This is a genomic window from Ruegeria sp. CDSB022, assembly GCF_059611145.1.
The window spans coordinates 1-24,735 of sequence record NZ_JBXWOZ010000010.1 but is presented as its reverse complement, the minus strand read 5'-3'; the positions used below and the strand labels follow the sequence as shown (position 1 = coordinate 24,735).

General features: G+C 58.1%; 31 protein-coding genes. 17 read left to right on the top strand and 14 right to left on the bottom strand.

Going from position 1 to position 24,735, the window contains the following annotated elements; all coding sequences use genetic code 11:
• Window positions 1–43 precede the first annotated feature (43 nt).
• From AC2FIZ_RS14525 to AC2FIZ_RS14505, 5 genes are read right to left on the bottom strand one after another with little or no spacing between them, the layout of a single operon-like run.
• Window positions 44–2,179 carry a hypothetical protein gene (locus AC2FIZ_RS14525; protein ID WP_496791238.1) on the bottom strand — a complete coding sequence of 712 codons (2,136 nt, stop codon included), beginning with the start codon at window positions 2,177–2,179 and terminating at the stop codon, window positions 44–46.
• Window positions 2,176–3,045: a flagellar motor stator protein MotA gene (motA, locus tag AC2FIZ_RS14520; RefSeq protein ID WP_281995700.1), complete on the bottom strand. Its 870-nt coding sequence runs from the start codon at window positions 3,043–3,045 to the stop codon at window positions 2,176–2,178. The genes AC2FIZ_RS14525 and motA overlap by 4 nt, the downstream gene beginning before the upstream one ends.
• 46 nt (window positions 3,046–3,091) lie before the next feature.
• On the bottom strand, window positions 3,092–3,667 hold the full coding sequence (locus AC2FIZ_RS14515; protein WP_281995699.1) for a MotE family protein: 576 nt from the start codon (window positions 3,665–3,667) through the stop codon (window positions 3,092–3,094).
• Window positions 3,664–4,161, bottom strand: a complete 498-nt coding sequence (locus AC2FIZ_RS14510) for a hypothetical protein (RefSeq protein ID WP_496791237.1) — start codon at window positions 4,159–4,161, stop codon at window positions 3,664–3,666. The genes AC2FIZ_RS14515 and AC2FIZ_RS14510 overlap by 4 nt, the downstream gene beginning before the upstream one ends.
• Before the next feature lie 9 nt (window positions 4,162–4,170).
• On the bottom strand, window positions 4,171–4,668 hold the full coding sequence (locus AC2FIZ_RS14505) for a flagellar basal body-associated FliL family protein (protein WP_282027657.1): 498 nt from the start codon (window positions 4,666–4,668) through the stop codon (window positions 4,171–4,173).
• A gap of 119 nt (window positions 4,669–4,787) precedes the next feature.
• Between AC2FIZ_RS14505 and fliF the strand changes: the two genes are divergently transcribed.
• Genes fliF through fliP form a run of 4 tightly spaced genes read left to right on the top strand, consistent with a single transcriptional unit; the run spans window position 4,788 to window position 7,978 of the window.
• Complete coding sequence (fliF, locus tag AC2FIZ_RS14500) at window positions 4,788–6,374, top strand: flagellar basal-body MS-ring/collar protein FliF (RefSeq protein ID WP_496791235.1); 1,587 nt, start codon at window positions 4,788–4,790, stop codon at window positions 6,372–6,374.
• Window positions 6,374–6,970, top strand: coding sequence for a FliH/SctL family protein (locus tag AC2FIZ_RS14495; protein ID WP_496791233.1), 597 nt, complete (start codon window positions 6,374–6,376; stop codon window positions 6,968–6,970). The genes fliF and AC2FIZ_RS14495 overlap by 1 nt, the downstream gene beginning before the upstream one ends.
• Window positions 6,963–7,250 carry a FliM/FliN family flagellar motor switch protein gene (locus tag AC2FIZ_RS14490; protein WP_496791232.1) on the top strand — a complete coding sequence of 96 codons (288 nt, stop codon included), beginning with the start codon at window positions 6,963–6,965 and terminating at the stop codon, window positions 7,248–7,250. Before AC2FIZ_RS14495 ends, AC2FIZ_RS14490 begins: the two co-directional genes overlap by 8 nt.
• Window positions 7,250–7,978, top strand: a complete 729-nt coding sequence (fliP, locus tag AC2FIZ_RS14485; RefSeq protein WP_496791231.1) for a flagellar type III secretion system pore protein FliP — start codon at window positions 7,250–7,252, stop codon at window positions 7,976–7,978. Before AC2FIZ_RS14490 ends, fliP begins: the two co-directional genes overlap by 1 nt.
• Window positions 7,979–7,982: 4 nt before the next feature.
• Here the strand turns inward: fliP and AC2FIZ_RS14480 are convergent, their stop codons facing one another.
• Both AC2FIZ_RS14480 and AC2FIZ_RS14475 read right to left on the bottom strand, forming a co-directional pair.
• Window positions 7,983–9,434: a sensor histidine kinase gene (locus AC2FIZ_RS14480; RefSeq protein WP_496791230.1), complete on the bottom strand. Its 1,452-nt coding sequence runs from the start codon at window positions 9,432–9,434 to the stop codon at window positions 7,983–7,985.
• Window positions 9,431–10,168 (bottom strand): response regulator transcription factor, encoded by a 738-nt coding sequence (locus tag AC2FIZ_RS14475; protein WP_142638648.1) that lies wholly within the window; start codon window positions 10,166–10,168, stop codon window positions 9,431–9,433. Before AC2FIZ_RS14475 ends, AC2FIZ_RS14480 begins: the two co-directional genes overlap by 4 nt.
• Window positions 10,169–10,382: 214 nt before the next feature.
• On the opposite strand from AC2FIZ_RS14475, the gene AC2FIZ_RS14470 reads away from it, so the two are divergent.
• From AC2FIZ_RS14470 to AC2FIZ_RS14450, 5 genes are all read left to right on the top strand, one after another.
• A complete protein-coding gene (locus tag AC2FIZ_RS14470; protein ID WP_281973294.1) occupies window positions 10,383–11,627 on the top strand; it encodes an ABC transporter substrate-binding protein in 1,245 nt (414 codons plus the stop codon).
• A gap of 57 nt (window positions 11,628–11,684) precedes the next feature.
• Window positions 11,685–12,557, top strand: coding sequence for a carbohydrate ABC transporter permease (locus AC2FIZ_RS14465; protein ID WP_142638652.1), 873 nt, complete (start codon window positions 11,685–11,687; stop codon window positions 12,555–12,557).
• Complete coding sequence (locus AC2FIZ_RS14460) at window positions 12,550–13,449, top strand: carbohydrate ABC transporter permease (RefSeq protein ID WP_496694332.1); 900 nt, start codon at window positions 12,550–12,552, stop codon at window positions 13,447–13,449. Before AC2FIZ_RS14465 ends, AC2FIZ_RS14460 begins: the two co-directional genes overlap by 8 nt.
• Before the next feature lie 4 nt (window positions 13,450–13,453).
• The gene (locus AC2FIZ_RS14455) at window positions 13,454–14,551 is read left to right on the top strand and encodes an ABC transporter ATP-binding protein (protein ID WP_496703496.1); all 1,098 of its coding nucleotides are present in this window, start codon (window positions 13,454–13,456) and stop codon (window positions 14,549–14,551) included.
• A gap of 92 nt (window positions 14,552–14,643) precedes the next feature.
• The gene (locus AC2FIZ_RS14450) at window positions 14,644–14,976 is read left to right on the top strand and encodes a putative quinol monooxygenase (RefSeq protein ID WP_496791229.1); all 333 of its coding nucleotides are present in this window, start codon (window positions 14,644–14,646) and stop codon (window positions 14,974–14,976) included.
• Window positions 14,977–14,978: 2 nt separating this feature from the next.
• Here the strand turns inward: AC2FIZ_RS14450 and AC2FIZ_RS14445 are convergent, their stop codons facing one another.
• Both AC2FIZ_RS14445 and AC2FIZ_RS14440 read right to left on the bottom strand, forming a co-directional pair.
• Entirely contained in the window at window positions 14,979–15,587 is a 609-nt protein-coding gene (locus tag AC2FIZ_RS14445) for an MlaC/ttg2D family ABC transporter substrate-binding protein (RefSeq protein WP_142638660.1), read from the bottom strand.
• Complete coding sequence (locus tag AC2FIZ_RS14440) at window positions 15,577–16,347, bottom strand: MlaA family lipoprotein (RefSeq protein ID WP_142638706.1); 771 nt, start codon at window positions 16,345–16,347, stop codon at window positions 15,577–15,579. The genes AC2FIZ_RS14445 and AC2FIZ_RS14440 overlap by 11 nt, the downstream gene beginning before the upstream one ends.
• A gap of 345 nt (window positions 16,348–16,692) precedes the next feature.
• On the opposite strand from AC2FIZ_RS14440, the gene AC2FIZ_RS14435 reads away from it, so the two are divergent.
• The 4 genes from AC2FIZ_RS14435 to AC2FIZ_RS14420 are packed head-to-tail and all read left to right on the top strand — an operon-like array spanning window position 16,693 to window position 19,435.
• Entirely contained in the window at window positions 16,693–17,148 is a 456-nt protein-coding gene (locus tag AC2FIZ_RS14435; RefSeq protein ID WP_142638661.1) for a RidA family protein, read from the top strand.
• Window positions 17,145–17,912, top strand: a complete 768-nt coding sequence (locus AC2FIZ_RS14430) for a glycerophosphodiester phosphodiesterase family protein (protein ID WP_281995692.1) — start codon at window positions 17,145–17,147, stop codon at window positions 17,910–17,912. Before AC2FIZ_RS14435 ends, AC2FIZ_RS14430 begins: the two co-directional genes overlap by 4 nt.
• Before the next feature lie 45 nt (window positions 17,913–17,957).
• The gene (locus AC2FIZ_RS14425) at window positions 17,958–19,145 is read left to right on the top strand and encodes a GNAT family N-acetyltransferase (RefSeq protein WP_281995691.1); all 1,188 of its coding nucleotides are present in this window, start codon (window positions 17,958–17,960) and stop codon (window positions 19,143–19,145) included.
• On the top strand, window positions 19,142–19,435 hold the full coding sequence (locus AC2FIZ_RS14420) for a 4a-hydroxytetrahydrobiopterin dehydratase (protein ID WP_281973288.1): 294 nt from the start codon (window positions 19,142–19,144) through the stop codon (window positions 19,433–19,435). Before AC2FIZ_RS14425 ends, AC2FIZ_RS14420 begins: the two co-directional genes overlap by 4 nt.
• Here the strand turns inward: AC2FIZ_RS14420 and AC2FIZ_RS14415 are convergent.
• The 4 genes from AC2FIZ_RS14415 to AC2FIZ_RS14400 form a co-directional block, all read right to left on the bottom strand.
• The gene (locus tag AC2FIZ_RS14415; RefSeq protein ID WP_281973287.1) at window positions 19,432–19,743 is read right to left on the bottom strand and encodes a hypothetical protein; all 312 of its coding nucleotides are present in this window, start codon (window positions 19,741–19,743) and stop codon (window positions 19,432–19,434) included. The two genes, AC2FIZ_RS14420 and AC2FIZ_RS14415, sit on opposite strands and share 4 nt — an antisense overlap.
• 33 nt (window positions 19,744–19,776) lie before the next feature.
• A complete protein-coding gene (locus AC2FIZ_RS14410; protein WP_142638671.1) occupies window positions 19,777–20,121 on the bottom strand; it encodes an EF-hand domain-containing protein in 345 nt (114 codons plus the stop codon).
• A gap of 11 nt (window positions 20,122–20,132) precedes the next feature.
• Window positions 20,133–20,378 carry a glycine zipper 2TM domain-containing protein gene (locus AC2FIZ_RS14405; protein ID WP_271952399.1) on the bottom strand — a complete coding sequence of 82 codons (246 nt, stop codon included), beginning with the start codon at window positions 20,376–20,378 and terminating at the stop codon, window positions 20,133–20,135.
• 102 nt (window positions 20,379–20,480) lie between these two features.
• Window positions 20,481–20,966: a peroxiredoxin gene (locus tag AC2FIZ_RS14400; protein WP_142638675.1), complete on the bottom strand. Its 486-nt coding sequence runs from the start codon at window positions 20,964–20,966 to the stop codon at window positions 20,481–20,483.
• Window positions 20,967–21,065: 99 nt separating this feature from the next.
• On the opposite strand from AC2FIZ_RS14400, the gene AC2FIZ_RS14395 reads away from it, so the two are divergent.
• From AC2FIZ_RS14395 to AC2FIZ_RS14380, 4 genes are read left to right on the top strand one after another with little or no spacing between them, the layout of a single operon-like run.
• Window positions 21,066–22,277 carry an NAD(P)/FAD-dependent oxidoreductase gene (locus AC2FIZ_RS14395; protein ID WP_281995690.1) on the top strand — a complete coding sequence of 404 codons (1,212 nt, stop codon included), beginning with the start codon at window positions 21,066–21,068 and terminating at the stop codon, window positions 22,275–22,277.
• Window positions 22,274–22,834, top strand: a complete 561-nt coding sequence (gene rsmD / locus AC2FIZ_RS14390) for a 16S rRNA (guanine(966)-N(2))-methyltransferase RsmD (protein ID WP_142638680.1) — start codon at window positions 22,274–22,276, stop codon at window positions 22,832–22,834. The genes AC2FIZ_RS14395 and rsmD overlap by 4 nt, the downstream gene beginning before the upstream one ends.
• A complete protein-coding gene (locus AC2FIZ_RS14385) occupies window positions 22,815–23,462 on the top strand; it encodes an HAD family hydrolase (protein ID WP_246097263.1) in 648 nt (215 codons plus the stop codon). The genes rsmD and AC2FIZ_RS14385 overlap by 20 nt, the downstream gene beginning before the upstream one ends.
• Before the next feature lie 24 nt (window positions 23,463–23,486).
• Window positions 23,487–23,666 (top strand): hypothetical protein, encoded by a 180-nt coding sequence (locus AC2FIZ_RS14380; protein ID WP_142638682.1) that lies wholly within the window; start codon window positions 23,487–23,489, stop codon window positions 23,664–23,666.
• Here AC2FIZ_RS14380 and map read toward each other — a convergent pair.
• Window positions 23,654–24,466 carry a type I methionyl aminopeptidase gene (gene map, locus AC2FIZ_RS14375; protein WP_142638685.1) on the bottom strand — a complete coding sequence of 271 codons (813 nt, stop codon included), beginning with the start codon at window positions 24,464–24,466 and terminating at the stop codon, window positions 23,654–23,656. The genes AC2FIZ_RS14380 and map overlap by 13 nt on opposite strands.
• Between the last annotated feature and the right edge of the window lie 269 nt (window positions 24,467–24,735).

The window sequence follows — 24,735 nt, the reverse complement described above, 5'->3', positions numbered from 1 at the left end:
TCAGCCCTGACTGGGTGGCCACCCTGAGTTTTGCCCAGACGTTTCAGTCTGCCCTCATAAGTGCGAGAAGCTGAGCGATATTCTCCCGGGCGTTGGCGCTGTTTTCAAGCAGGGCAGTTGCATCCGCCAATGGTCGTTCTTCAATCCTGGTTACAGGTTCTGCCAATGCCAGAGTCGCCCGCCTGACCTGTCCAAATTTTTGGTCGGCCTCAGGCTGCGGGACGTCTTCCATATCAGAAAGCCAGAACAATCTTTCTGCTTCGTTCACCCTGTCAAACTGCAACAGTACCCGCCCTGCATTTTCAAACTCACCTATATCCAGATTGGCCTGCGCCCGCAGTGACATGGCCTTGTCCGAGGGGTCATCCCCTAACTCCAGCAAGGCTTTGTGTGGCTGGCCGGACAACAATGCGGCCTGCGCGCGCAAAAGGGCTCGGTCCTTTCGCCTGATAGTGTCCTGAGGTCGGTTGGACCAAAAGAGCGTTGGACGGGCAAACCCCAGCGATGCCGACCTTTCGGCAATGGAGATTGCGGTTTCGGTTGTCAGCGATTGTGCCATCGGTTCGGGCAGGTTGAAGATGCGCCGCAAAAAGGTATCGTCGTCGGCGCGCGCAGTCAGTACTTGAACGGCCCGGTCCAGCGTTTCAGCTGAATTCGGAATATCTTCTAACAGATCAAAAGACTGGTCGAACTCTTGGCCCAAACTCAGCGCCAGCGCATATGTACGTTGCATAAGTGGGCCGATCTCAGATCGGCGCAATTCGACCGTATAAGATGCGGCAAGTTCGAGCTCCCGGGCGGAGGCTGACCCGCGTTCCGCCCACCGCTGTTCAATCAGTCGCGCCAGCGCCAGAGGCGCTTCGAGCCCCGCTTCCGAGCTGCCCACCACGTCTTTCAGCAAGGTTTCGGATTTTTCCTGATCGCCTTCAGCCTTTGCAACACCGGCCTTGGCCTGTGTTGCGCCGGGGCTGGGTTTGGTTTCGATGCGATCAACAGCCCGCAAGACGCGCCGCGCGGCTTCAAGTTTTTGGGCTGCAACGAAAATGTCGGACAGCATAGGTCCGACTTGCCGGCGCAGATGATCCGGTAGTCGCGCAAAGGAATGTTCCATAACCCTTATCTGGGCATCTTCGGCGAGCTTACCCTCGGTCAGAGCGGCCCAGATTGCGGCGTCACTTTCGCAACGCTGTAGGTCGCGGAATGGATTTGACCCTTTCAGTGGCCGGTCGTCCAGAACAGCGGCAATCGCAGAAATCCGGTTCGTTTCCGGCGTCTCTTCACCCATCCAGCCAAGGCTGCGAACCGCCTCGGCACCGAAGCCGAAATACGCATAGAGCTTGGCAAGCTTCATGGCTCGTTCTTTGTCAAGGTGATCAAACTCCTGAAAAAGGCCAGTGCGCAGCTCTGCCACCTGTTCGGGGAACAGGCGCTCATCGGACCAGCTGTCAAAACCTAGCTCGGCGCTGGAAATGCAGGCTGGTTTCTTTTCCAGTTGTGGAATGGATGGTCCCAGCAAGCCATCCAGATCTTCCAGTACCGACGTAACTGCGATGTTCAGGTCCATACGCGGTGGCATGTCGAGCGATTGATTGCCATTCGAGTTCCTGGGCCCAATCTGAGATAGTTCAAGATCAACCAGATCTCGGTCAGCGCCTTGCAACAATCGCGTCGATAGCTGGTCCTCAAATACCTGCGCTTTGAGATTCAAAAGCGGCAATACCAGAGGATCAAGCGCCTGTGGCCCGGGCAGCGGGGCGTTTACCACAGCGGCTTTGGGCAGCGTTGGGGGTGGAATGTCGCTGCTGATCGGTGGAAGGGCTGCCCCCGGCGCAATATCCACAACGATCATCGTGTTTTGATGCAGAAATGCGGTGGCAAAGCAGTCGCAGCCGAATTCCATCTCTAACGCATCACCCGGGTTGGTCTGTGAGATCGCAGACAGACGGTTCTGCGACAGCCGCTGAAATACCGCTCCGGTTTGAAATTCGGCATCAGGAAGCGCCACGTTGAGTTTTGCGCCATTATTCGTTCGTTTCAGACCCCATTCCGTGCCGGGGGGCACCTGCACGACAAGACGCGTATATCCGTCATGCTCGCCTGATCGCACAGAAATGTCGCGCGCGCCAGCCTGTCCTGCGGCAGCAAGGGCTGCCGAAACCATCAGGGCGTATCGGATCATGCCGCTGCCTGCTTGAGCTCTTTCAAGGCTTCTTCAAGTTCTGAGAAACCCGGCCTGTTATGGGTGGGAGTGTTCTGCCGCCCGACCTCAATGCACATGGCAGGGTTGTGGTTGTGCAGGTTGGCAACCAGAACCTCTTTGATCAACTGATAGAAATGATTGTCTTCTTCCACCACGGATTTGAGTTTTCCTGCAAATGGGCCGACCAGCCCATAAGCCAGAAAGACCCCCAGGAACGTCCCGACCAAAGCGCCACCGATCAGCTTTCCCAACACTTCTGGAGGTTGATCAATCGAGCCCATCGTTTTGATAACGCCCAGAACTGCCGCAACAATTCCAAGTGCGGGCAGGCCGTCAGCAACAGTCTGTAGCGCGTGGCTAGAGTGCATGGCGTGGTGAAAATTCGCCTCCATCCGCTTTTCCAGCACCTCTTCGACCTGGTGGGGATCGTCATAGTTCAACGAGGCGGCGCGCATCGTGTCGCAGATCAAGTCGACGGCTTCTTTGTCGGCCTGAATTTTCGGATAAGTCGAAAACAGAGGCGAGTTTTCGGGGTCTTCGATATGCTGTTCAACCTCGACCGGGTTGGCCTTGGCGATCCGGATCAGCGAAAACAACAGGCACAGCAGGTCACGGTAGTCATTGGGCATCCACTTCGGCCCTTTGAATACTTTTGCCATATCCCTGATCGTGTGTTTCACGGCGCTCAGGTCATTGCTGATCATAAACGCACCGACCGCAGCGCCACCGATCATCATCATTTCAAACGGCAGGGATTTCATGATGATGGTCATTTTCCCACCAGCCGCCAAATAGCCGCCGAACACCATGACGAAAATAACGACAATTCCGACAATTCCGATCATAAGAGGTCTCCGGCGAATTCCGATGCAGGGTTGAAAATCATGGGGGCTACTCCTGCGGAGCCGAAGCGTTTCGCCCGGCCATAATCACGCTGATTGTATAGGCAGCCTCGGGGTTCAGGCCTGCCAAAACACCGGCTGCGGCATCGGGCGGCATCCGTGACAGGAATCCGGCGGCAAAGGTCGGGTCCATCGTTTCAAACAGGGCGGCCGCGTCTTTCGGCTTCATGTTCTGATAGACATCCGTCAGGCGCGTCAGGTCTGTCTCAGCCGCTTTTTCTGCAATGGCCAGCGTCTCACGCAGCGCCTCTTCTGCCTGCTGCAGGGCAGCCAGGCGGGCCTCGATGGCCTGATCGGCAATGGCCAGCGCCTTTTCCCGATCAATGGTGGTGGCTTCGCGCTTTTTCAACGCCTCTTCGCGCCGCAGCAATTCGGTCAGCAATATCCGGGCTCCGGGCAGCTCTGCTTGGGTCTCTTTCGGCTTTGCTTCGGCTTGCTCGGCCCCTTTTGCTAGGGCTGGCCCAGCCTCAAACCCCAGCCGAATCGCAGCTGACCCGAGCATCAACAGTGAGATCACTGTCAGCACACCGCTTCTTGGCCGTTTCTCTACAGCGCGTCCGCTCATGTCGCGGCCTCTCCGCTATTGCGGGCGTGACGGAAGAACATCAGCCCGCCCGGGCGCTTTTTTTCCCGAGCGTCCCCGGATTTGGGCGCGACAGGGGCTTCTGGCTTTTCCACCGCTTCGACCGGAGCCTCATCAGGCTCAGGTTCCGCCGTTGGTTCCTCGGCTCCGGGTTCTTGCAGCTTGGGTTCTTCAACCGTGATGTCTTCGGCCGGAATGACATCGTGCATCGAGGCCATCATCAGTTCGAGCCGCTGAGCAACCGATTCCGCCCTTTGGGTCAGTGCCTCAAGTACAAGGCCCGACTGGTCCGAAGCAGTTCGTGCCGAATCAAGCGATTTCTTCAACTCATCCGCCTGGGATGACAGGACAGCGACCGCGCCACCGACACCTTGTTCCAGATTAGTGAACCGCTTTAGCCGACGGGACAGCACGAAACAGTAAAGACCCGCACCCAGCGCACCTGCGACCAGCAAAATATCTGCAATCAGCTCCATCTCGGCCTCCTAATTCAATACGAATTCCATCACGAGGACATCGCGCACGCGCCCTTCCCCGACGACGATTTCAATGCGGCGCAAAAGGTGACCGCGGATGCGCATCAGTGCGAGCGAATCCTCCAGATCCGACACTTCGACCGCCCGCAGATACCCGTTCAGAACATCCATGATTCGAGGCTTCATCTTCTCGACATCCGAGACGTAGCTGCTGTTCACTTCAAGCTGGGCGTGGAATTTCAGGTGCCGCGAATCGCCGGCATTGACCGAGACGATCACCGCCGGCAGGTCGATAAAACCAACCTCGGGCAGGGCCTTAACCTCAGCCCCGTTGTCTTTTTCTTTGGCGTCTTCTGCGGCTGGTTGGCCGCCAAATGGCAGCAATCCCGAAGTGGTCAGGAAATACCCGCCCGCAGCCCCGGCAACGGCCAGAATCACCCCTATGATCAATCCTTTTTTCCCCGATTTTTCCGGGGCTTCTGCCTGTTCTGCAGCCGCGTCAGTCATGACGTCCTCATTCATTCAGTCTGGGGATGTCATAACCCGGCAGGGACTAACCGATTGTTAAGGGCAATCGTCCAAACAGGGGATGCGCCGGGCAGAATGTCGGCGAGTCGGAGGTGAGCGTGCAGCAGATCGGAACTGTCTGGGCAAGTTTGGACAGGCGAAAGCAAATCATTGTCGCCGGTGCAGTTGTGCTGGTGTTTCTAGGGGTCCTTGCGATGTCGCGGTTGGCGACGGCGCCGTCGATGACCCTGCTATATGCCGGGCTGGAAAGCGGCGCGGCGGGGGATATCGTCCGATCGCTGGATCAGCGCGGCGTACAGTATGAGATTCGGGGCGGTTCGATTTACGTGCCCGGCTCGCAGCGGGACGAATTGCGCATGACTCTGGCCAGCGAAGGCCTGCCTGCGAACGGAAACCGCGGGTATGAGCTTTTGGATTCACTCAGCGGCTTTGGCACCACCTCGCAAATGTTCGATGCGGCCTATTGGCGTGCGAAAGAGGGTGAGCTCGCGCGCACGATTGTCGGCAGCCCTCACATAAGTCAGGCGCGCGTGCATATTGCCAACGGGTCAACGAACCCGTTTCAGCGCAGCGTCGCGCCGACGGCTTCGGTCTATCTGGTGTCCTCGGGTGCGGATATCACTTCGGATCAGGCCAAGGCGATCCGTTTTCTGGTCTCTTCTGCCGTCAGCGGCCTCGCACCCGAGAATGTGGCGGTGATTGATTCCAATGGTGCGGTCATTGGCGCAAAAGAGACTGCGGTGGCAGCAGATTCTGCGGATGACAAGTCGCGCCAGCTGCGCGAACGGGTCCTGCGTCTGATTGAGGCCCGAGTGGGGGCCAGAAATGCAGTCGTTGAGGTCAGTGTTGATGCGGTCACTAAAACCGAATCCATCCGTGAAAGGCGCTTTGATCCTAAGGGGCGCGTGGCCATTAGCACCGATGTCGAGGAACGGTCTGACAGCGCCCGGAACCAATCGTCCGATGTCACGGTGGCGTCGAACCTGCCCGATGGCGACGGTGCAGGTGGGGATGCATCCAATTCGAATGCCACACAGACACGGGAACGGGTCAATTATGAGGTGTCCGAGACGGAGCTAGAGGTTCATACCGCACCCGGTGCGATCAAGCGCCTGACCGTTGCAGTTCTGGTGAATGGAACGCGGACGGTTGATGCCTCGGGTGCCGAAAGCTTTACGCCCTTGCCCCAGACCGAGCTTGATGCATTGGGTGAGCTTGTGGCCTCGGCCGTTGGGTTCGATGCAGAACGAGGTGATGTCATCACCCTGAAATCGCTGGATCTGCCCGCAGTAGAGCCTGGTGGAACTGTGGTTTCCGCTTCGATCTGGCAGCAGATTCATTTCGACGCCATGTCGCTGGTTCAAATGGCGGTTCTGGCGATTGTGATGCTGGTGCTGGGATTGTTCGTGATCCGTCCGATCCTGATGAAACCGGCCCTTGCCCCCGCCCTTTTGCCAGCAGGATCGCCGCCAGAGCCCGAGGCGGTTCTGACCGGTGAGATCGCGACCGAAGAGGACGGGCAATTCGCCGCTATTCCGGGACATACCCCGGGGGATGTACCCGCGCTGGCGGCAAATCCGGGCGCTGATCCGGTTGATCGGCTGCGGGCCATGATCGGCGACAAGCAGGAGGAGACCGTGGAAATCCTGCGCAGTTGGCTTGAAGAAAGCGAGGAGCGTGCGTGATGTCGATAGCCCATCTTCTTGAGGATTTCACCGTACAGGCAGGCGGCGGCAAAGTTCATTTACTGGACGAAGAGGCGCTGGAAGAACAGCGGCTTGGAGCCTTCGAACACGGCTATCGCGCCGGATGGGACGATGCCCTTCAGGCCCAAGAACAGGGTCGTGGAAAGGTATCAGACAACCTTGCCCGCGCGCTCGAGGATATGTCCTTTACTTATCATGAGGCGACGAGCCGGATGACAATGTCGTTAGAGCCCATGTTCCAGAGCCTCGTCAATCTGGTGTTGCCGGACACCCTGGATCGGGGGCAGGCCCCGCGGTTGGTCGAACAGCTTACCGAAATGGCCCGGGAACAGATTGGTCAGCCGATGCAGGTCTTTGTGCCTTCGGGTTTCGCGGATGCGGTCGAGGGGCTTTTGCCCCCTGAATTGGCCACCCCGACACGGGTTGTCGAGGACCCGTCTCTGGGGCCTGGTCAGGCGCGTCTGCAGATTGGTACCTCGCAGCGAGAGGTGGATAGCAGCGCCTTGCTAGAGACAATCCGTTCAGCATTTGACGCTTACGTGTATGAGGCAAAAGAGGCATTGAACAATGAGTGACCCGCAATCCCCCAAACCCGAAAAAGCCAGCCCGTTTGATACCGTTCCGATCGAGGTAACCGTGTCAGTCGGCCGCGCCCGCCCGCTCATCCGCGATCTGCTGAGTATGGGTGAAAACGCTGTTCTTACCCTGGACAAGCGGATCGAAGACCCTGTGGACCTCTATGTTGGCGACCAACTCGTGGCGCGTGGTCTGCTGGAAGAGATGGAGGGTGATCAGGCCGGGCAACTGTCCGTGCGCCTAACCGAAATCGCGGATCTGCAGAACGGGATCGGGTAATGCGCATCCTGTTTTGGGTGGCGGTGCTGCTGACGCTGACGCCGTCTCTGGCCGCCGCGCAAGAGGTGTCGCTGTCACTGGGCGAAGGCGGGTCGATTTCCGCGCGCACCATTCAGTTGATTTTGCTTATTACCGTGCTCAGCCTCGCGCCTGGGCTGGCGATCATGATCACCTGTTTCCCGTTCCTGATCACCGTTCTGGCCATCTTGCGGCAAGGGATCGGATTGCAGCAATCCCCCCCCAACATGCTGATCGTCAGCCTCGCACTGTTTCTGACCTATTTCATCATGGAGCCTGTCTTTTCGGAGGCCTGGACCACAGGTATTCGCCCCATGGTCGAAGAAACGATGGAGGTCGAACCAGCGTTGGAGCGCGCGTTGCAGCCGTTTCGTGCCTTTATGGCAGGGCGAGTTGATCCCGATACCTTCCATGCCATGGCGGCCCTACGCCCTGGGGGTGATACGGTGTCCCTGTCGGCTGAGGCTCCTTTGTCGATCCTGATGCCGTCTTTCATGCTATCTGAGATCGCGCGGGCCTTTCAGATCGGGTTTCTGATCTTCCTGCCGTTTCTGATCATTGATCTTGTGGTGGCCGCTGTGCTGATGTCGATGGGGATGATGATGGTTCCGCCTGCAACAGTGTCGCTGCCGTTCAAACTAGCCTTCTTTGTCATTGCCGACGGCTGGTCGCTGATCGCAAGCGCGCTGGTGCGTAGCTATATGACATGAATCGTCACTGCCTGGTGATCTGCAGACGTGCGCGCAGGCCTTGCTCTCCGGCTTCGAAGCTGAGGGTGCCGCCGTGCTGTTCTGCGATTGTCGCCGCGATTGTCAGACCCAGACCAAACCCATCCGAAGACCCGGTGTTTGACCCGCGACGGAACGGGGCCATCAGGGCTTCGATATCCGAGACGGACAGGTCGGCCCCTTTGTCCTCGACGGTGATGGTTGCTATTTTGGCATCGGTTTCCAGCTGAACTTCGGCATGGCGCCCATATTTCAGCGCATTGTCGATCAGGTTGGTCAGGGCGCGCTTCAGCGAAATTGGCCTGCCGACGACCAGCATTCTCCGGGTCTCGGGCAGTGATCCATGCCCTCGGCGCGACATGAAAACTGACGTGCCGCCCTGTACCGCCACTGGGGCCAGCTTTTTCAGGGTCACCGGCAGTCCCATATCCTGATAGTCCGCGACCAAAGCCTCGACCAGCGACGTCAGTGAAATCTGCCGCGGTTCCTCAATGCTCAGCTCGGACCTTGTGTAGGTCAGAACGCTTTCGATCATGCCGGTCATCTGATCGACATCGGCCTCAAGCTTTTCGCGCAGCTCGGCATCCGGGATCAATGCGGCGCGCAGCCGGACGCGGGTGGCCGGGGTGCCCAGATCGTGGCTGACACCCGATAAAACAGTGGCGCGCTTTTCCAGTTGCATGCGCTCTGCGTCCAGATGCTCGTTCACGGCAGAGACGATGTCGCGCAGTTCGGCCGGGCCATCGGCCTCATAACTGTTCGGCCCACCCCGCCTTTTGCGGTCGCGCAAGGCAGTAGAAAAGCGGGTGAAACTGTCTGATACATTGCCCACCGAGGTCAGGATCACCGCCAGCGCGACAATAGCGACCAGAATCGTAGGCAGACGCAGGTCGGTTGGGGCTGCACGGCATCCCCAGATATCTGTCCCGTCCACCTGTTGCCATGCGCCGCGCCCATAGCGGGCGATCAGTATCGGTTCGCTGCAATAGGTCGCCAAAAGCCGGGTCAGATTGCCCATTTTCTCTGGGCCGGTTTGGTCGATGCCGGAGAGGATGTCGGACACCGGGTAAACCAGCCGGTCTGACATCACAGCCAGCGTCAGCTCTCGGCCTGAAACGGGTGCTGAGCTGTCAGTCAGGATCGACAGGTTGGTGACAAAGCTGCGATCCGAAAACCCGGGAAGTTGCTCAAACTGCCCGGCATCCGCCAGGCTGGCTGCTTTGGGCGGCAATGGTACGATGGAGATGCCTGGCGGTGGGGATTTACCGATGCGCAAATCCTCGTAAATAGCGAACCCGGCAACATATGCACGGGTCTGGAATTCCTGCCATGCCCGGGCCGAGGCGAACCAAAGGCCTGCGGCCAGCAACCCCGAGGTAAAAGCGGCGCAGGTCCAGATCCAGCCCAGGCTGCGCAGGCGCGTGGCGCGGACGGTCATGCGGTTTCGTCCACAGACACCTCTGCGGCAAAGATATAGCCCACACCGCGTTCGGTCTTCAGCATTTGCGGGTCTTTGGGGTTGGCTTCGATCTTGGATCGCAGCCGCCCGACCAGCATGTCGATGGCGCGTCCCTGGCCTTCGCTCTTGTCATTAGCGCCTGTTACATCCAGGGCCGCGGCGATTTCATCCCGGGTCAGGGGAATATGCGGGTTGGCCAGAAAAACCTTGAGCATTGCTGTTTCTCGCTGCGACAGGGATACCAGATATCCGTCGGGCGAATGCACTTCGTCCCGTTTGCCGTCATAGAGCCAGCCGTCAAACCTAAAGGAGCGGGTGCGGCGGCGATAGGCAAGCGAAGGTGTACGACGCGCCCGTTGCATGACGGCGCGTACGCGAGCCAGCATCAGTTGCGGATTAAAAGGCTTGGCGATGTAATCGTCGGCGCCCACCTCATACCCGGCCATGCGTTGATGATCGGCGGACAAGGCCGAGACCAGAATGATCGGCACGTCCTGTTCGGCCCGCAGGCGGGCACAGATATCAACGCCGTTTTCATCCCCCAGCATCACATCCAACAGAATCAGGTCGATCCGACCCGACTTGAGATGCGCGCGGATTTCGCTTTCGGAACTGGCGGGCAGCGCAATGAAGCCATTCTGTTGCAGGAACTGGGTCATCATCGACCGCATTTCAGGGTCGTCATCCACCACCAACAGCCGCGGAATGCTCACAGTGTTTGTCCTCCTGTTCTCTGGCCCCTAACTTCGTCCATTGTAACGAACGGAAACAGATTCAATGCTAACGTAACACGCTGTAACAAAAGCGGTGAAAATTTGCGCCTTTCCCGGGTATTGGCCCGGATTAAGCGTTGTCAGACTCAGATAGGGGCACAGTATTGCGGCATTGCCATTTTGACTGGCACCGAATTCTCAGGGAGGAGAAAACATGAAACGATTTTCTTTTGCGACTGTGTCCGCATTGGCCGTCGCAGCCGGATCATCTGTGGTGGCCGAACCACAGGCGGAGGTCTTGCATTGGTGGACATCCGGTGGCGAGGCCAAATCGGTGGCCGTGCTTCAGGAAGAGTTTGCCTCGAACGGGGGCACATGGACCGATATGCCTGTCGCAGGCGGCGGCGGTGATGCGGCCATGACAGCGCTGCGGGCGCGGGTTCTGGCAGGCAACGCGCCGACAGCGGTTCAGCTGAAAGGCCCGGCGATTCAGGAATGGTATGAAGAGGGCGTACTGGCCGATATCTCGAACGTGGCCGCCGCCGAGGGCTGGGCCGAGGTTCTGCCCGCGTCGATCGCCGGTCACATGATGTGCGAGGGCACCTGGTGCGCGGCACCGGTGAACGTTCACCGCATTGACTGGATTTGGGCCAATGCCGATGTGCTGGCCGCAAACGGAATTGAGATGCCGACCACATGGGACGAGTTCAACGCCGCAGCCGAAAAACTGCAGGCCGCCGGTGTGATCCCGCTGGCGCATGGCGGTCAGGCCTGGCAGGACGCTACGGTTTTCGAAGCCGTCGCGCTGGGTCTTGGCGGACCGGAATTCTATCAGAAAGCCCTGGTCGATCTGGACCCCGAGGCGTTGACCTCGGACACAATGATCCAGGTCTTTGACCAGATGCGCACCCTGCGTGGTTATGTGGACGAGAATTTCTCGGGTCGCGACTGGAACCTTGCCACCGCGATGGTGATGAACGGCGAAGCGGCCTTTCAGATCATGGGTGACTGGGCCAAGGGCGAATTCCTTGCAGCGGGCAAGAAGCCTGGTGAGGATTTCCTGTGCGCCTCGACCCCCGGCGATGGATATCTGTACAATGTCGACAGCTTTGCCATGTTCGAGGTTGAGGGCGACGACAATCGCGCCGGTCAGGAATTGCTGGCCAAGCTGATTGTTGCACCGAACTTTCAGGAAGTGTTCAACCTGAACAAGGGCTCGATTCCGGCCCGGACCGATGTGTCGCTGGATGCCTTTGACATCTGCGCGCAAATCTCGGCCGAAGACATGGGCTCGACATCGGCGAATGGTTCGCTGCTGCCGTCTTACGCGCATGGCATGGCGCTGCGCGGGTCGCAGGCTGGTGCGATCACAGATGTTGTGACCGCGCATTTCAACTCGGATATGTCCTCGGCTGACGCGGTTCAGCAACTGGCGGACGCGGTGGCCAACAGCTACTGATCCAATACGCTCTGCCCCCCAAGGTGTGGGGCAGAGCATCTTTCCCCGGAGGAAAACATGTCCGAATGGCTGGAAAACCACCTGCCCAAGGTGGTGCTGGCACCGTCGTTCATCGCCGTATTGATCTTTGTCTACGGATTTATCGGATGGACCGCATGGGTGTCGCTTACACGCTCAAAACTGCTGCCGAAATACGAGATCCATGGCTTCATCCAGTATGAGCGCCTGTTCGACTCTCCTCGCTGGGATACGGCGATTGGCAACCTGTATATCTTTGGTACTCTGTTCATCGTGATCGCGATGCTGCTGGGCCTGCTGCTGGCCATCCTGCTGGATCAGAAAATCCGCGTCGAAGGAGCGATCCGAACAATCTATCTCTACCCCATGGCGCTGTCGATGATCGTCACGGGCACGGCGTGGAAGTGGATCCTGAACCCCGGTCTGGGGATTGAGTCCATGGTGCAGGGTTGGGGCTTTCCCAACTTCGAATTCGATTGGCTGGTGAACCCCGATTACGCGATCTACACTATTGTGATCGCTGCACTCTGGCAGAGCTCGGGCTTTGTGATGGCGCTGTTTCTGGCCGGTCTGCGCTCGGTCGATGGCGAGATCATCAAGGCCGCACAGGTCGATGGTATTCCAACATGGCGTATCTATACCGCGATCATCATCCCGTCGATGGCCCCGATTTTCCTGTCCGCTTTCATCGTGTTGGCGCATCTGGCAATCAAAAGCTTTGACCTTGTCATCGCCCTGACTGGCGGCGGCCCGGGTTATGCCACCGATCTGCCCGCCACTTACATGTATGCGATGGCCTTTTCGCGCGGCGATATCGGTCAGGCGGCGTCTTCTGCAATGATCATGATGCTGGTCGTCTTTGCCATCGTGGTTCCTTATCTCTACTCAGAATTGAGGGCTAAAAATGACTGATCTGTCGATGCCCCACACCCAAACCCGCAGTCAAAGTAACATGAGCAAAATCGTCCTGCGCTGGCTGCTTTACGTGGTGCTGTGCCTGTTCGCGCTGTATTACCTGATGCCATTGTTTGTGATGTTGACGACATCGCTCAAAAGTCTTGAGGAAATCCGTACCGGTAGTCTGATATCGTTACCGCGTGAGGTGAGTTTCGAGGCCTGGAAAACCGCTTGGTCGGGCGCCTGCACGGGTATCCAATGCGAAGGTCTGCGGCCTTACTTCTGGAACTCGGTCCTGATTGCGGTGCCTGCGGTGGCTATCTCGACCCTGCTGGGCGCTCTGAATGGTTACGTTGTCGCGCAGTGGCGGTTCAAAGGGGCTAACATCATCTTCTCGCTGATGCTGTTTGGTTGCTTCATTCCGTTTCAGGTCGTCCTGCTGCCGATGGCGCGCCTTCTGGGCATGATGGGTATTGCCGGAACCATTCCGGGTCTGATTTTTGTCCACGTAATCTATGGTCTTGGCTTCACCACGCTGTTTTTCCGCAACTATTATGTCTCTATCCCGGCCGAGCTGACCAAGGCCGCTCGCGTCGATGGGGCCGGGTTCCTGCGGATTTTCTGGTCGATCTTCCTGCCACTGTCACTGCCGATCATCGTGGTAACCGTGATCTGGCAATTCACGCAGATCTGGAATGATTTCTTGTTCGGCGTGTCGTTCAGCCAGGCGGGCACACAGCCTGTGACTGTGGCGCTTAACAACATCGTAAACTCCACCACCGGTGTCAAAGAATACAATGTCGACATGGCCGCCGCGATCATCGCGGGTCTGCCGACGCTGCTCGTCTATGTCGTTGCCGGTAAGTATTTCATCCGCGGCCTGACCGCTGGCTCTGTGAAGGGATAGAATGATGGCTCCCATCCTTGATATCAACAAGCTGTACAAGAACTACGGCGCAACCGAGATCCTGAAGGATATCAACATCTCGATCGAACCGGGCGACTTTCTGGTGCTGGTCGGCCCATCGGGCTGTGGTAAATCCACCTTGCTGAACTGCATTGCCGGGCTGGAACCGATCACCGGCGGTACGCTGGCCATTGGTGGCAAAGACATGACCCATGTCAGCCCTAAGGATCGCGACATTGCCATGGTGTTCCAGTCCTATGCCCTCTACCCGACCATGTCAGTGGCCAAGAACATCACCTTTGGCATGAAGGTGCGCGGGGTGGATCAGCCCACGCAGGACGCCAAGCTGAAAGAGGTCGCGTCCCTGCTGCAGATCGAACCTCTGCTGAACCGTCGCCCCAGCCAGCTGTCCGGCGGTCAGCGTCAGCGGGTGGCGATGGGACGGGCGCTGGTGCGTGATCCCAAGCTGTTCCTGTTTGACGAGCCGCTGTCGAACCTCGACGCCAAGCTGCGGGTTGAGATGCGGACCGAGATCAAAAAGCTGCACCAGACGCTGGATGCCTCGATCGTTTATGTCACCCACGACCAGATCGAGGCGATGACGCTGGCCACCAAGATTGTGGTTCTGAAAGGCGGGATCGTGCAACAGATCGGCAGCCCGGCGGAGATCTATAACAACCCCGCCAACCTGTTCGTCGCCGATTTCATGGGCTCGCCTGCGATGAACCTGATCCCTGCAAAGGCCACCAAGAACGGCACGGGCACCGAAATCGCCATTGAGCGGTCATCCGGTGAAACGCTGGTTCTCAAGGATGCCCGTGATCTGTCGCTGCCGCAGGACGTGATTCTGGGCCTGCGCCCCGAGGATATCGCCGAGGCCGGATTCCGCGCAGGCGACGGTGTGCAGGAGGCGGTCTGCATGGTCGACATGGTCGAACCTGCCGGAGCTGACACCTATGTAGTGTCCGAACTGGGCGGCAAACAGGTCACTGCGCGCCTGCACGCGGAAACCAGCGCCCAGGCCGGACAAGAGCTGAACCTGGCCTTTGACATGAGCAAAGTGTCCTATTTTGCCAAGGAAACCGGCGAGCGGTTGAACTAGCGCACTGCGCAGGACTTGTTCTTGCTAAACTCGGGCAATTTCGCCAAGTACTGATGCCATGTCAGGCCAACGAGATTGCCCGGGGAATATCGATGATACTGGAAATTCGACATTACACACTAAAACCGGGCCGCCGAGAAGCGTTCATAGAATTCTTTGAGAAACACAATCGCGCTGCGTTGCGGGATGCAGGAATGCTTGTGTTTGGGCCGCTCAGAGACCTGGAAAATCCTGACAAAGTGCATTGGATGCACGCGTTTTCTTCGTTGGAAGAACGCGACAGGATAAAGGACAGCTTCTATGGTGAGGCGGTCTGGAATGACCAGATCGAACCCATTGCAATGCCAATGATCGCACACTATGAGGCCGAACTGGTCGAAACTACGATCGGATTTGAAAGTTTTGACTGCAGCAAATCGCTGTGAATTCACCCGGTTCGCTTCATATCCTTGATCAGACGGTTCAGATCACCGCCGCGCGCGTCCAGCATGGCGCCAATCTCGGTACGTTCGGTCAGCAGCATGTTCACGCCTTCGATAAACATGTTGAAGAATTTGTCGCGGCCGGATTTGTCGGACACCAGGAAGGTCACCTCAAAGGGCGAGGAGCCCTGCAGCTTGACCGAGGTACGCACCTCGTATCCGGCTTTGATCTTGCGCGCATTTCGAACGGTCACCTCGCCGCCAATGAACTCGCGAAAGCGACGTCCGTATTTGTTCGAGATATAGCCCTGAAACGCGTCGGTGAACTGCTTTATCTGTGACGCACTGGCCGAGCGGCCATCGGCCCCCAGCACATAGCGGGCCATGATCGGAACGTCGGCATATTGCACGAAGATCTTTTCAAAATCGCGGATCATGCTCTTTTCGGATTTTCCCGAACTGATGACGCGGTTGATGTCATCCACAACGCTAACGACCAACGCTTTTGCACTGGCCTCTGTCTGTGCAAAGCTTGGCAAAGGGAGGGTGGCTAGCGCCAGGCCGGCGATGCCAGATGCAATAAACTCTCTTCTCTTCAAATAATTACTCGGCATATGGATCCTCGTAGGGGTCAAGGTAGGGGTCTCTGACAGGGTCGGTCCCGATATCTGCATAGGGATCGTCATACAATCCCAGATAGGCGTCCTCATCATCGCGTGCCAGTTCGAAACGTCGATTTTGCAGGTAAATTGTTTGTGCCTGCTTATAGCTGTCAGCACTTTCATAGAGGATGGAATCGACTGTGTCCGAGAACCGTCCACGGTCGCCCATCCGCCTTACGATTTCGGCGTAGACGCCGATATTCTCAACCGGGCGCACTGGTGTGAAGTTGATCGGGTTCGAAAACAGGTTGACGACGACGCCGACCGCATCCCTGGATGTTGAGGGGCCATAGAAGGGCAATTCCACATAGGCGCCTTCGCCAAAACCCCAGACGTGCAGGGTTTCACCGAAATCGGTATCCACGGGCGGCAGGTTCAATTCGCTGGCCGGGTCAGACAGACCCGCGCCACCAACGGTCGTATTGATGAGGAACCGCAGTAGGGCATTGCCCGACTGCTTCAGATTGCCCTGCAGCAGATAATCCAGAGCCTGACCCGGCATAGTCAGGTTTTCGGCAAAATGGTTGAAACTGGTCACCATCGGATCGGGCACGATCTTCACATAGCCCTTCGAGGCCGGACGGAACAGGAACCGGTCGACGCCCAGATTGAACTTGTGAATGCCGCGGTTTGTATTCTCGTAGGGATCGAAAGTATCGCCGCGCGCGGCCTGATCGGCGGGTTGGGACGCACAAGCGCCAAGAACGGTCATCAGGGTCACGACAATCAGGGGCTTGAATCTGATCTTGCTCAACACGGTATTTCAACTCCAAACGCGCCAGCCGTTTTGTGAGTGGGGCTGGACGCTCAATCAATAATGCCTGCGGCCATTTTGCGGCTCAATCTGTCGTCACATAAAGGTTTTGGGCCCATTTTGAAACAGTTCGCGTTTAACCCGGCCGACTGCATCAGGTAAAGTGACACAAGTTCAACACCTCGGGATAAGAGAAGTTACGCTTAATACGCCACTGACCGCAGTTTTACTGGTTTCACACTTTTCCAGCCGAACGATCCCGGATAGCGTCCGGCCGAGTCTATATCAGGTGAGGATCAACCGATGAGTATCGCAGCAAAACTGGAAAGCCTGGGAATCAGTCTGCCGGACGGGCCGGCGCCCGCCGCCAACTATGTGCCTTTCGTGCGGGTCGGCAATATCGTCTACGTTTCAGGACAGATTTCCAAGGATGCGGAACTGATCACCGGCAAGCTGGGTGATAACATGGATGTTGCAGCGGGTGCTGCGGCTGCCAAGGTCTGCGCGATCAATCTTCTGGCGCAGGTCAAGGCTGCTTGCGGTGGCGATATAGAAAAGCTGGTGCGTGTGATCAAACTGACAGGGTTTGTGAATTCAACCGCCGATTTCACCGACCAGCCGCAGGTGATCAATGGTGCGTCGGACTTTCTGGTCGAGGCGCTGGGCGAGGCTGGTCGCCATTCGCGCTCGGCCGTGAGTGCAGCGTCGTTGCCGTTGGGCGTCGCGGTTGAGATCGAAGGCATCTTCGAGATCGCATGACCCCGGTACTGCCCGCTACGTTCCTACAGGCCCCGATCACGCATCGGGCCCTGCACGACAAATTGGACAACCGCCCGGAAAACAGCCGGGCGGCGGTTCGTGCCGCTGTTAAGGCCGGTTACGGGATTGAGATTGATCTGCAGTTGAGCGCCGACAACCGGGCTTTGGTCTTTCACGACTATGACCTGGGGCGACTGACCGGGCGACCGGGGCCAGTTCGGCAGATTTCGGCGCAGGTAGCGTCCGAGACACAGCTGTTGCACGCTGATGACGGTATTCCGACACTGGATGATGTGCTGGAAATCGTGGCGGGCAAGGTGCCCCTGCTGATCGAGCTTAAGGATCAGGACGGTGTGATGGGCCCGAATGTGGGCCCGCTCGAGCGCGATACTGTACGAGCCCTTGAGGGTTATGAAGGTCCGGTGGCGCTGATGTCGTTCAACCCCAATTCGGTGGCTGAACTGGCGCGGTTGGCGCCGCATTTGCCCAGGGGGATCACGACCTGTTCGTATCAGCCCAAAGTCGAACTTTTGCCTGCGGCGGTGTGCGATTACCTGCGGGACATCCCGGATTTCGTAAGGGTCGGGGCCAGTTTCATCAGCCACGAAGTCGAAGACTTGTCCCGCCCAAGGGTTGCCGAGCTGAAGGCGCAGGGTGTTCCGGTCCTGTGCTGGACCGTTCGCTCGGCCGCGCAAGAGGCCGAGGCTCGCAAGATTGCCGATAATGTGACTTTCGAAGGGTACATAGCTGCGCATCCGGCTTGAACCGCGCCCCTTCCGTCACAGATAAAGATCAAACGCAGAGGGCACATGGATCAGGCACAAATCGAGGTTCGGGTACTTGGATCGCTCTCGCAGATTACTGCGGCAGAGTGGGACAGCTGTGCCTGCCCCGAGGCTGCGGATGGGGGCCGTCCGCTTGATCCCTTTACCACTCATCGCTTTCTTTTGGCTTTGGAGGAGAGCGGGTCGGTCGGGCCGGGTACCGGCTGGCAGCCGCAATACCTGACGGTTTATCTGGATGGAATGTTGATCGGGGCCGCCCCGATGTACGCCAAATCGCATAGTCAGGGCGAATATATCTTCGACCACAACTGGGCGCATGCCTATGAAAACGCCGGCGGGCGGTATTATCCCAAACTGCAGATTGCCGTACCGTTCACCCCGGCCACCGGGCGTCGCTTTCTGCTGCGGCCGGGATATCAGGCGGTGGGCATGTCCGCCTTGGTGCAGGGGGCGGTGCAGCTGGCGGCGGACAATCAGGTTTCCTCTGTCCACGCGACCTTTTGCACCGAAGATGAGGCGCTGGCTGGCGCGCAGATGGGCCTGATGCTGCGCCATTCCCAGCAATTTCACTGGCTGAACGACGGGTATGCGGATTTCGATGGATTTCTGGCCGCTTTATCCTCGCGCAAACGCAAGAACATTCGCAAGGAACGCGCGCAGGCCTGCGCCTTTGGCGGCGAAATCCGCGCGTTGACGGGTGATGACCTGCGCCCTGAACATTGGGACGCGTTCTGGGAGTTCTATCAGGATACCGGCGCTCGGAAATGGGGCGTGCCCTATCTGACGCGGCAATTCTTTGATATCGCTCAGGAAACCATGGCGGATGACATGGCATTGGTTCTGGCCGAGCGCGGCGGGTATCCGATTGCGGGGGCGCTGAACTTTATCGGGCGCGAGACGCTTTATGGCCGTTACTGGGGCTGCGTCGAACATCATGCCTGCCTGCATTTCGAACTGTGCTATTATAGGGCAATCGACTTTGCCATTGCGCAAGGCCTGGCCCGGGTCGAGGCAGGGGCGCAGGGCGAACACAAGCTGGCGCGCGGCTATCTTCCCACGCGCACGCACAGCCTGCACTGGGTCAATGACCCCAGCTTTGCCGATGCGATCAAAAAATATCTGGACGCCGAGGCCCAAGCAGTGGGAGAAGAAATCGAGATTCTGACTGATTATGGCCCGTTCAGAAAGTCGAACCCGGAGGAACACCAATGACTGAACTTCTGTCGACCGAGACCCGTGGCCCCTTGCTGGACCCGCTGTTCAAAAGCGGCTGGACCATGGTCAAGGACCGGGATGCGATCACCAAGACCTTTACCTTCGAAGATTTCGTCCACGCCTTTGGCTGGATGACCCAAGTGTCCATGTTTGCCGAGAAATGGAACCATCATCCCGAATGGTTCAATGTCTACCGCTCGGTCGAGGTGACGCTGTCCACCCATGATGTCGGCGGGCTTTCGGCGCTGGACGCCAAACTGGCCCGCAAGATGGACAGCCTGGTCTAGCCGCTGTCACCGCGTGATCCGACACCACCGGCAAGGCTGGCAACCTGACCCAGCCGCCTGAACTCGGCTGGGGTGACCAGGTTGTCACTAACGTCGATTTCGGCAGGTATCCGGGTAGTTCTGTTGCCGATCATGCGCACGGACCGTGCTGCGGGGTTGATGTCGAGACAACGCCGGTCATAGCAGGTCAGGCCATTGGTACTGATCTCTATCCTCGGTTGGCCATCAGGGCCGGTCACAATAGGGGCCTGCGGCACATCACATGCCGCAAGCAACCCCAACGCAAAAAGAGCGCTCCATTTGGTCATTGCATACTCCTGTCTGGTCCAGGGCCGCAGAGCCTAATCCAGTTGACCGTTGCTGTTCTGATCGGCAGAAATAAAATCTTCGGTCATATGCTGATCGTATTCCGTTCTTGAAATATTACTATCCCGGTCCCGGTCAACCTTTTGGAATTGCTTTATATCCAGAAACGGCTTGGCTTCATCCAGGCCCAATGTGCCGTTCTTGTCCTCATCCATCGTCTGGAACGCATAGTCGGAAAAGGCGTCGAACTCATCTTTCGACAGGAAGCCGTCATTATTGGTGTCGATGGCCTTAAGCTCATTCTCATGCAGCTCTGCCACGGTTTCGGCCGTTGCGGCACCCGCCAGGGACAACATCGACAGGACGATTGCGGTTTTCATCTTCATCCCTCTCAACATGCGAACCTCTGACCTTCAACGCCGCCGACCGCAGCACCCGCTGCCGTCAGGATGGTTTTCCCGGAACCGCCGCCAAACTGATTGCCGATGACACCGCCCAGCAAGGCACCACCCACTGTGCCGCTCAGGCAGGCGATCTCATGCTGTCGTGCGGCCTGTTGCTGCGGGGTAGGGGCCGGTCCACAAGCGCCAAGTGCGCCGGTCAGACCTAAAAGAAAGGTAAATGTCTTTAGGTTCATAAACAAACTCCCTGATGAATATGTACCAAGTATTCGCTCATCATGAGAGTGCCGCAAGTTAAATTGCGAAAATGGCCCCAGCAGCACTGGGGCCAGATCAGGTCAGATAACCTCTAACAGCCCTTCACCTGCGGAAATCTCGCAGACGCCGGGATTTTCCTCCAGGTTCATGGCGACCACTTTGCCGTCTTCGACCAGCATCGCATAGCGCTTGGACCTGCCGATCAGACCAACGGGCGGGGCGTCGAAATCCATCCCGATGGCTTTGGTGAATTCAGACGCCGCATCGGCCAACATGGTTAGGCCAGTCGCAGTTGCGCCTGTGGACTCGCCCCAGGCGCTCATGACAAAGGGGTCGTTGACCGAGATGCAGATGATTTCTTCCACGCCTTTTGCATCGAACTGGTCTTTGGTACGCATAAAGCTTGGAACATGCGCCGTTGTGCACGTGCCGGTATAGGCGCCGGGCACGGCGAAAATGACAACCTTGCGCCCTTTGGTCTTGTCCGAAACGCGGACCTCTTCAGGGCCATTTGCCCCCATTTGGGTCAATGTGGCGTCGGGCAGAGTGTCACCTGTTGAAATCATTTTTTCGCTCCTGTCATTTGGATTTGCAGAGTCGGGCCTAGCCGCAATATAGGTGAGCTAACAAAAGTGACCACGGGAATTCGACAGGGTGAGGGGAATATGAGCCATATTGTCGTGATTGGCGCCGGCCAGGCAGGTGCTTCGCTTGTCGCCCGGCTGCGCAAAGATGGGTTCGACGGCGAGATTACTCTGATCGGCGCAGAGCCGCATTTGCCCTATCAGAGACCGCCTTTGTCTAAGGCCTATCTTCTGGGTGAGATGGGGCTAGAGCGCCTGTTCCTGCGCCCCGAAAACTTCTATACCGATAACAATATCACCCTGCGCCTTGGTCAGCGCGTGACCGGAATCGACCCTCAGGCCAAGACCGTGACGCTGGGTGATCAGGTTGTTGCTTACGACGAGCTGGCCCTGACCACCGGATCGGATCCGCGCCGCCTTCCAGCCGCTATTGGCGGCGATTTGGACGGGGTGCATGTGGTGCGTGATCTGGCCCATGTGGACGAAATGGAACCTTATGTGTCCGAAGGCGCGCGTGCGCTGATCGTGGGCGGAGGATACATCGGGCTTGAGGCCGCAGCCGTTTGCGCCAAGCGCGGGGTCAAGGTGACCCTGGTTGAAATGTCCGACCGCATTCTGCAACGGGTCGCCGCCCCTGAAACCAGTGACTATTTCAGAACGCTGCATTCCGAATATGGCGCCGATATCCGCGAAGGCGTCGGGTTGGGCCGTTTGCTGGGTGAAAACGGCAGGGTCACTGGCGCGGTGCTGACCGATGGAACAGAACTGGCGGTCGATTTCGTTGTTGTCGGTGTTGGCATCGCCCCTGCGACCCAACTGGCCGAGATGGCCGGGCTTGAGCTGGACAATGGCATCAAGACAGATGCGCATGGGCGCACCTCTGATCCGTCGATCTGGGCGGCGGGCGATTGCGCCTCATTCCCGCATGCTGGCGGGCGTATCCGTCTGGAAAGCGTGCCAAACGCGATTGATCAGGCCGAGATTGTTGCCCAGAACATGTTGGGCGCGGCAAAGGATTATACTGCGATTCCGTGGTTCTGGTCGGATCAGTATGACGTCAAACTGCAGATCGCGGGCCTGAACACCGGGTATGACCGGGTGGTGACCCGCAATGGTGACGGGCAGACCGTGTCCTTCTGGTACTATAAGGGCGATCAGCTGATCGCTGTCGACGCGATGAACGATCCGCGTGCCTATATGGTTGGTAAGCGTCTGATTGAAAGCGGAAAAACAGCTGATCCTGCTATTGTAGCCGACCCGGATGCGGACCTGAAACCGCTGCTCAGAGCGTGAGGATCATCGCCGGAGCCTTCCGAGGTCGGGCTTTGGCCTCGGTCGGCAAGGGGGACGCCGGCGCGCATCTGCGCCCGACCACAGACCGGGTACGCGAAAGCCTGTTCAACGTACTGGCCCATCAGATTGATTTTGACGGGCTGCGCGTGTTGGACCTGTTCGCAGGCACCGGTGCGCTGGGGCTTGAGGCCTTGTCGCGCGGTGCGGCACATGTGAGCTTTGTCGATGATGGCCGCGTGTCACAGGGCCTGATCCGCAAGAATATCGACCTGACCCGCAGCTCTGACTGTACCGAGCTGATCCGTCGCGACGCAACGCGGCTGGGGGCCAATCCTGCAGCGCCTTATGACCTGATCTTCCTGGACCCGCCCTATGGCAAATCCCTTGGGCAAAAGGCGATTGCGGCTCTGTCTGACGGCTGGTTCGCACAAGGCGCCCTTGTCGTCTGGGAGGAAAACGCGCCCATGCAGCCGCCCGAGGGGTTCGTGTTGCATAACAGCCGCAAATATGGCGACACGCATATCACCCTGATGTGGAATGGCGATCCGGATGCATGATCTGGTGATCTTTGATTGCGACGGAGTCCTGGTCGACAGTGAGCCGCTGTCCAATCAGGTACTGGTCGACAATCTTGCCCGTTATGGCCTGAACCTGACAATCGAAGACAGTATGAAGCTGTTCGTTGGGGGCACCATGACCGGGGTGCGGGACAAGGCAAGGGCGCTGGGCGCGGAGCTGCCCACAGGCTGGGTTGATGAGGTCTATGCGGAAACCTATGACCGGCTCCGACTTGGCGTGCAGCTGATGCCCGGCGTGGCGGACCTGCTGGCGGTTCTCGAGGCAAACGGGCTGCCCTTCTGTGTCGCCTCGAACGGCAGCCCGGACAAGATGCAGATCACTTTGGGTCAGAACGGGTTATGGGATCGGTTTCGCGATGTCGCCTTTTCCGCTCATGTTCTGGGAACGGCCAAGCCGGACCCGACATTGTTTCTGGCTACGGCTGAGCGTTTCAACGCCGTAAACCCTGTGGTGATCGAGGACAGCCTCAGCGGTGTGACCGCAGCAAGCAGGGCACATATGCGCTGTTTGGCCTATGTGCCGCATGGTGGCGGTAAAAAACTGGCCGATGCGGGGGGCGAAGTCTTTTCAGACATGGCGCAGGTCCCGGCGCTTTTGGGGATTTGACCCGGTCATGTTACCCTGCGGGGCATGGACCGTGCACTGACCCCGTCGAATTGGTCACCTCCGCAAAAGGCTGACACCGCAACCGATCCCCAGCGCACGCCTCTGCGCGCGCCGGTTTTCATCCATGATGCGGTCACGCCATGGGGGCCGGAAACCTTGCTGCTAAAGCTGTTACGGGATCAGGCGGCGGATCAGGAAGAATAGGTCGGGTGGTACTTACCGCCTGGCGACAGGGTAAAGATCTCGACCCCATCTGCCGTTACACCGACCGAGTGTTCAAACTGTGCCGACAGTGATTTGTCGCGCGTCACGGCGGTCCAGTCATCGGCCAGCGTCTTGGTCTCGGGGCGGCCCAGATTGACCATCGGTTCGATGGTAAAGAACATGCCCTCTTCCAGAACCGCACCAGTGCCCGGACGGCCATAGTGCAGAACGTTTGGCGGTGCATGGAAGACTCGGCCCAGCCCGTGGCCGCAAAAATCGCGGACTACGCTCATCCGGTGTGCCTCGACAAATGATTGAATCGCGTGGCCGATATCGCCGAACGTGTTGCCGGGTTTGACCATCTCGATGCCCTTGAACAGAGCATCATGAGTGATCTGGATCAACCGTTCGGCTTTGCGCGGCAGCTTTCCCGCTACATACATGCGCGAGGTATCCCCGAACCAGCCGTCGACAATAACGGTCACGTCGATATTCAGGATATCGCCATCCTTCAGCTTTTTGTCGCCGGGAATGCCGTGGCAGACCACGTGATTGACGCTGATACAGCTGGCATGCTGATAGCCCTTATAGCCAATCGTGGCCGATGTTGCGCCCGCATCCTCAACCATCTGCGTGATGAGCCCGTCAATCGCGCCAGTGGTCTGGCCGACGAACACATGATCGGCAATATCATCAAGTATCTGCGCAGCCAAAGCCCCTGCCGCCTGCATGCCGGCAAAGTCACCCTGCTCATAGATACGGATACCGTCCTTGGTCAGACGGCCACGATGTTCTTTCATCGGTGCGAGGCTCCAAATATTTCGCGCAGCACCCTTTTTACGCTGCTTGTGCAGAAAGTACCAGAGGGCGCACGGTCGCGGGTTAAGATGGGGATCAATGCCGTGGCTTCAAGGATTGGTCGGATTGCCTTTGTTGGGCGCGTGCTTTTTCTGAGCACATTGCCCAGTCGGAGGGGGGCGCTAATGTCGGCTTAGGGTCAGGACCCATTGATTTCCGTTTTGCGGCGTGATTCACGGTTCAAAAACGAGCGGTGAACATGTCTGATCTC

Coding starts and splice junctions, on each gene's coding strand:
- AC2FIZ_RS14450 (WP_496791229.1), top strand. CDS start 14,644: ATGATACTGGAAATTCGACATTACACACTAAAACCGGGCCGCCGAGAA.
- AC2FIZ_RS14480 (WP_496791230.1), bottom strand. CDS start 9,434: ATGACCGTCCGCGCCACGCGCCTGCGCAGCCTGGGCTGGATCTGGACC.
- AC2FIZ_RS14425 (WP_281995691.1), top strand. CDS start 17,958: ATGGATCAGGCACAAATCGAGGTTCGGGTACTTGGATCGCTCTCGCAG.
- AC2FIZ_RS14445 (WP_142638660.1), bottom strand. CDS start 15,587: ATGCCGAGTAATTATTTGAAGAGAAGAGAGTTTATTGCATCTGGCATC.
- AC2FIZ_RS14455 (WP_496703496.1), top strand. CDS start 13,454: ATGGCTCCCATCCTTGATATCAACAAGCTGTACAAGAACTACGGCGCA.
- AC2FIZ_RS14460 (WP_496694332.1), top strand. CDS start 12,550: ATGACTGATCTGTCGATGCCCCACACCCAAACCCGCAGTCAAAGTAAC.
- AC2FIZ_RS14415 (WP_281973287.1), bottom strand. CDS start 19,743: ATGACCAAATGGAGCGCTCTTTTTGCGTTGGGGTTGCTTGCGGCATGT.
- AC2FIZ_RS14495 (WP_496791233.1), top strand. CDS start 6,374: ATGTCGATAGCCCATCTTCTTGAGGATTTCACCGTACAGGCAGGCGGC.
- AC2FIZ_RS14515 (WP_281995699.1), bottom strand. CDS start 3,667: ATGAGCGGACGCGCTGTAGAGAAACGGCCAAGAAGCGGTGTGCTGACA.
- AC2FIZ_RS14410 (WP_142638671.1), bottom strand. CDS start 20,121: ATGAAAACCGCAATCGTCCTGTCGATGTTGTCCCTGGCGGGTGCCGCA.
- fliP (WP_496791231.1), top strand. CDS start 7,250: ATGCGCATCCTGTTTTGGGTGGCGGTGCTGCTGACGCTGACGCCGTCT.
- AC2FIZ_RS14440 (WP_142638706.1), bottom strand. CDS start 16,347: ATGACCGTTCTTGGCGCTTGTGCGTCCCAACCCGCCGATCAGGCCGCG.
- AC2FIZ_RS14430 (WP_281995692.1), top strand. CDS start 17,145: ATGACCCCGGTACTGCCCGCTACGTTCCTACAGGCCCCGATCACGCAT.
- AC2FIZ_RS14435 (WP_142638661.1), top strand. CDS start 16,693: ATGAGTATCGCAGCAAAACTGGAAAGCCTGGGAATCAGTCTGCCGGAC.
- AC2FIZ_RS14510 (WP_496791237.1), bottom strand. CDS start 4,161: ATGGAGCTGATTGCAGATATTTTGCTGGTCGCAGGTGCGCTGGGTGCG.
- AC2FIZ_RS14385 (WP_246097263.1), top strand. CDS start 22,815: ATGGCGATCCGGATGCATGATCTGGTGATCTTTGATTGCGACGGAGTC.
- AC2FIZ_RS14465 (WP_142638652.1), top strand. CDS start 11,685: ATGTCCGAATGGCTGGAAAACCACCTGCCCAAGGTGGTGCTGGCACCG.
- AC2FIZ_RS14420 (WP_281973288.1), top strand. CDS start 19,142: ATGACTGAACTTCTGTCGACCGAGACCCGTGGCCCCTTGCTGGACCCG.
- AC2FIZ_RS14490 (WP_496791232.1), top strand. CDS start 6,963: ATGAGTGACCCGCAATCCCCCAAACCCGAAAAAGCCAGCCCGTTTGAT.
- AC2FIZ_RS14400 (WP_142638675.1), bottom strand. CDS start 20,966: ATGATTTCAACAGGTGACACTCTGCCCGACGCCACATTGACCCAAATG.
- AC2FIZ_RS14525 (WP_496791238.1), bottom strand. CDS start 2,179: ATGATCCGATACGCCCTGATGGTTTCGGCAGCCCTTGCTGCCGCAGGA.
- AC2FIZ_RS14395 (WP_281995690.1), top strand. CDS start 21,066: ATGAGCCATATTGTCGTGATTGGCGCCGGCCAGGCAGGTGCTTCGCTT.
- AC2FIZ_RS14380 (WP_142638682.1), top strand. CDS start 23,487: ATGGACCGTGCACTGACCCCGTCGAATTGGTCACCTCCGCAAAAGGCT.
- map (WP_142638685.1), bottom strand. CDS start 24,466: ATGAAAGAACATCGTGGCCGTCTGACCAAGGACGGTATCCGTATCTAT.
- AC2FIZ_RS14470 (WP_281973294.1), top strand. CDS start 10,383: ATGAAACGATTTTCTTTTGCGACTGTGTCCGCATTGGCCGTCGCAGCC.
- AC2FIZ_RS14505 (WP_282027657.1), bottom strand. CDS start 4,668: ATGACTGACGCGGCTGCAGAACAGGCAGAAGCCCCGGAAAAATCGGGG.
- AC2FIZ_RS14405 (WP_271952399.1), bottom strand. CDS start 20,378: ATGAACCTAAAGACATTTACCTTTCTTTTAGGTCTGACCGGCGCACTT.
- motA (WP_281995700.1), bottom strand. CDS start 3,045: ATGATCGGAATTGTCGGAATTGTCGTTATTTTCGTCATGGTGTTCGGC.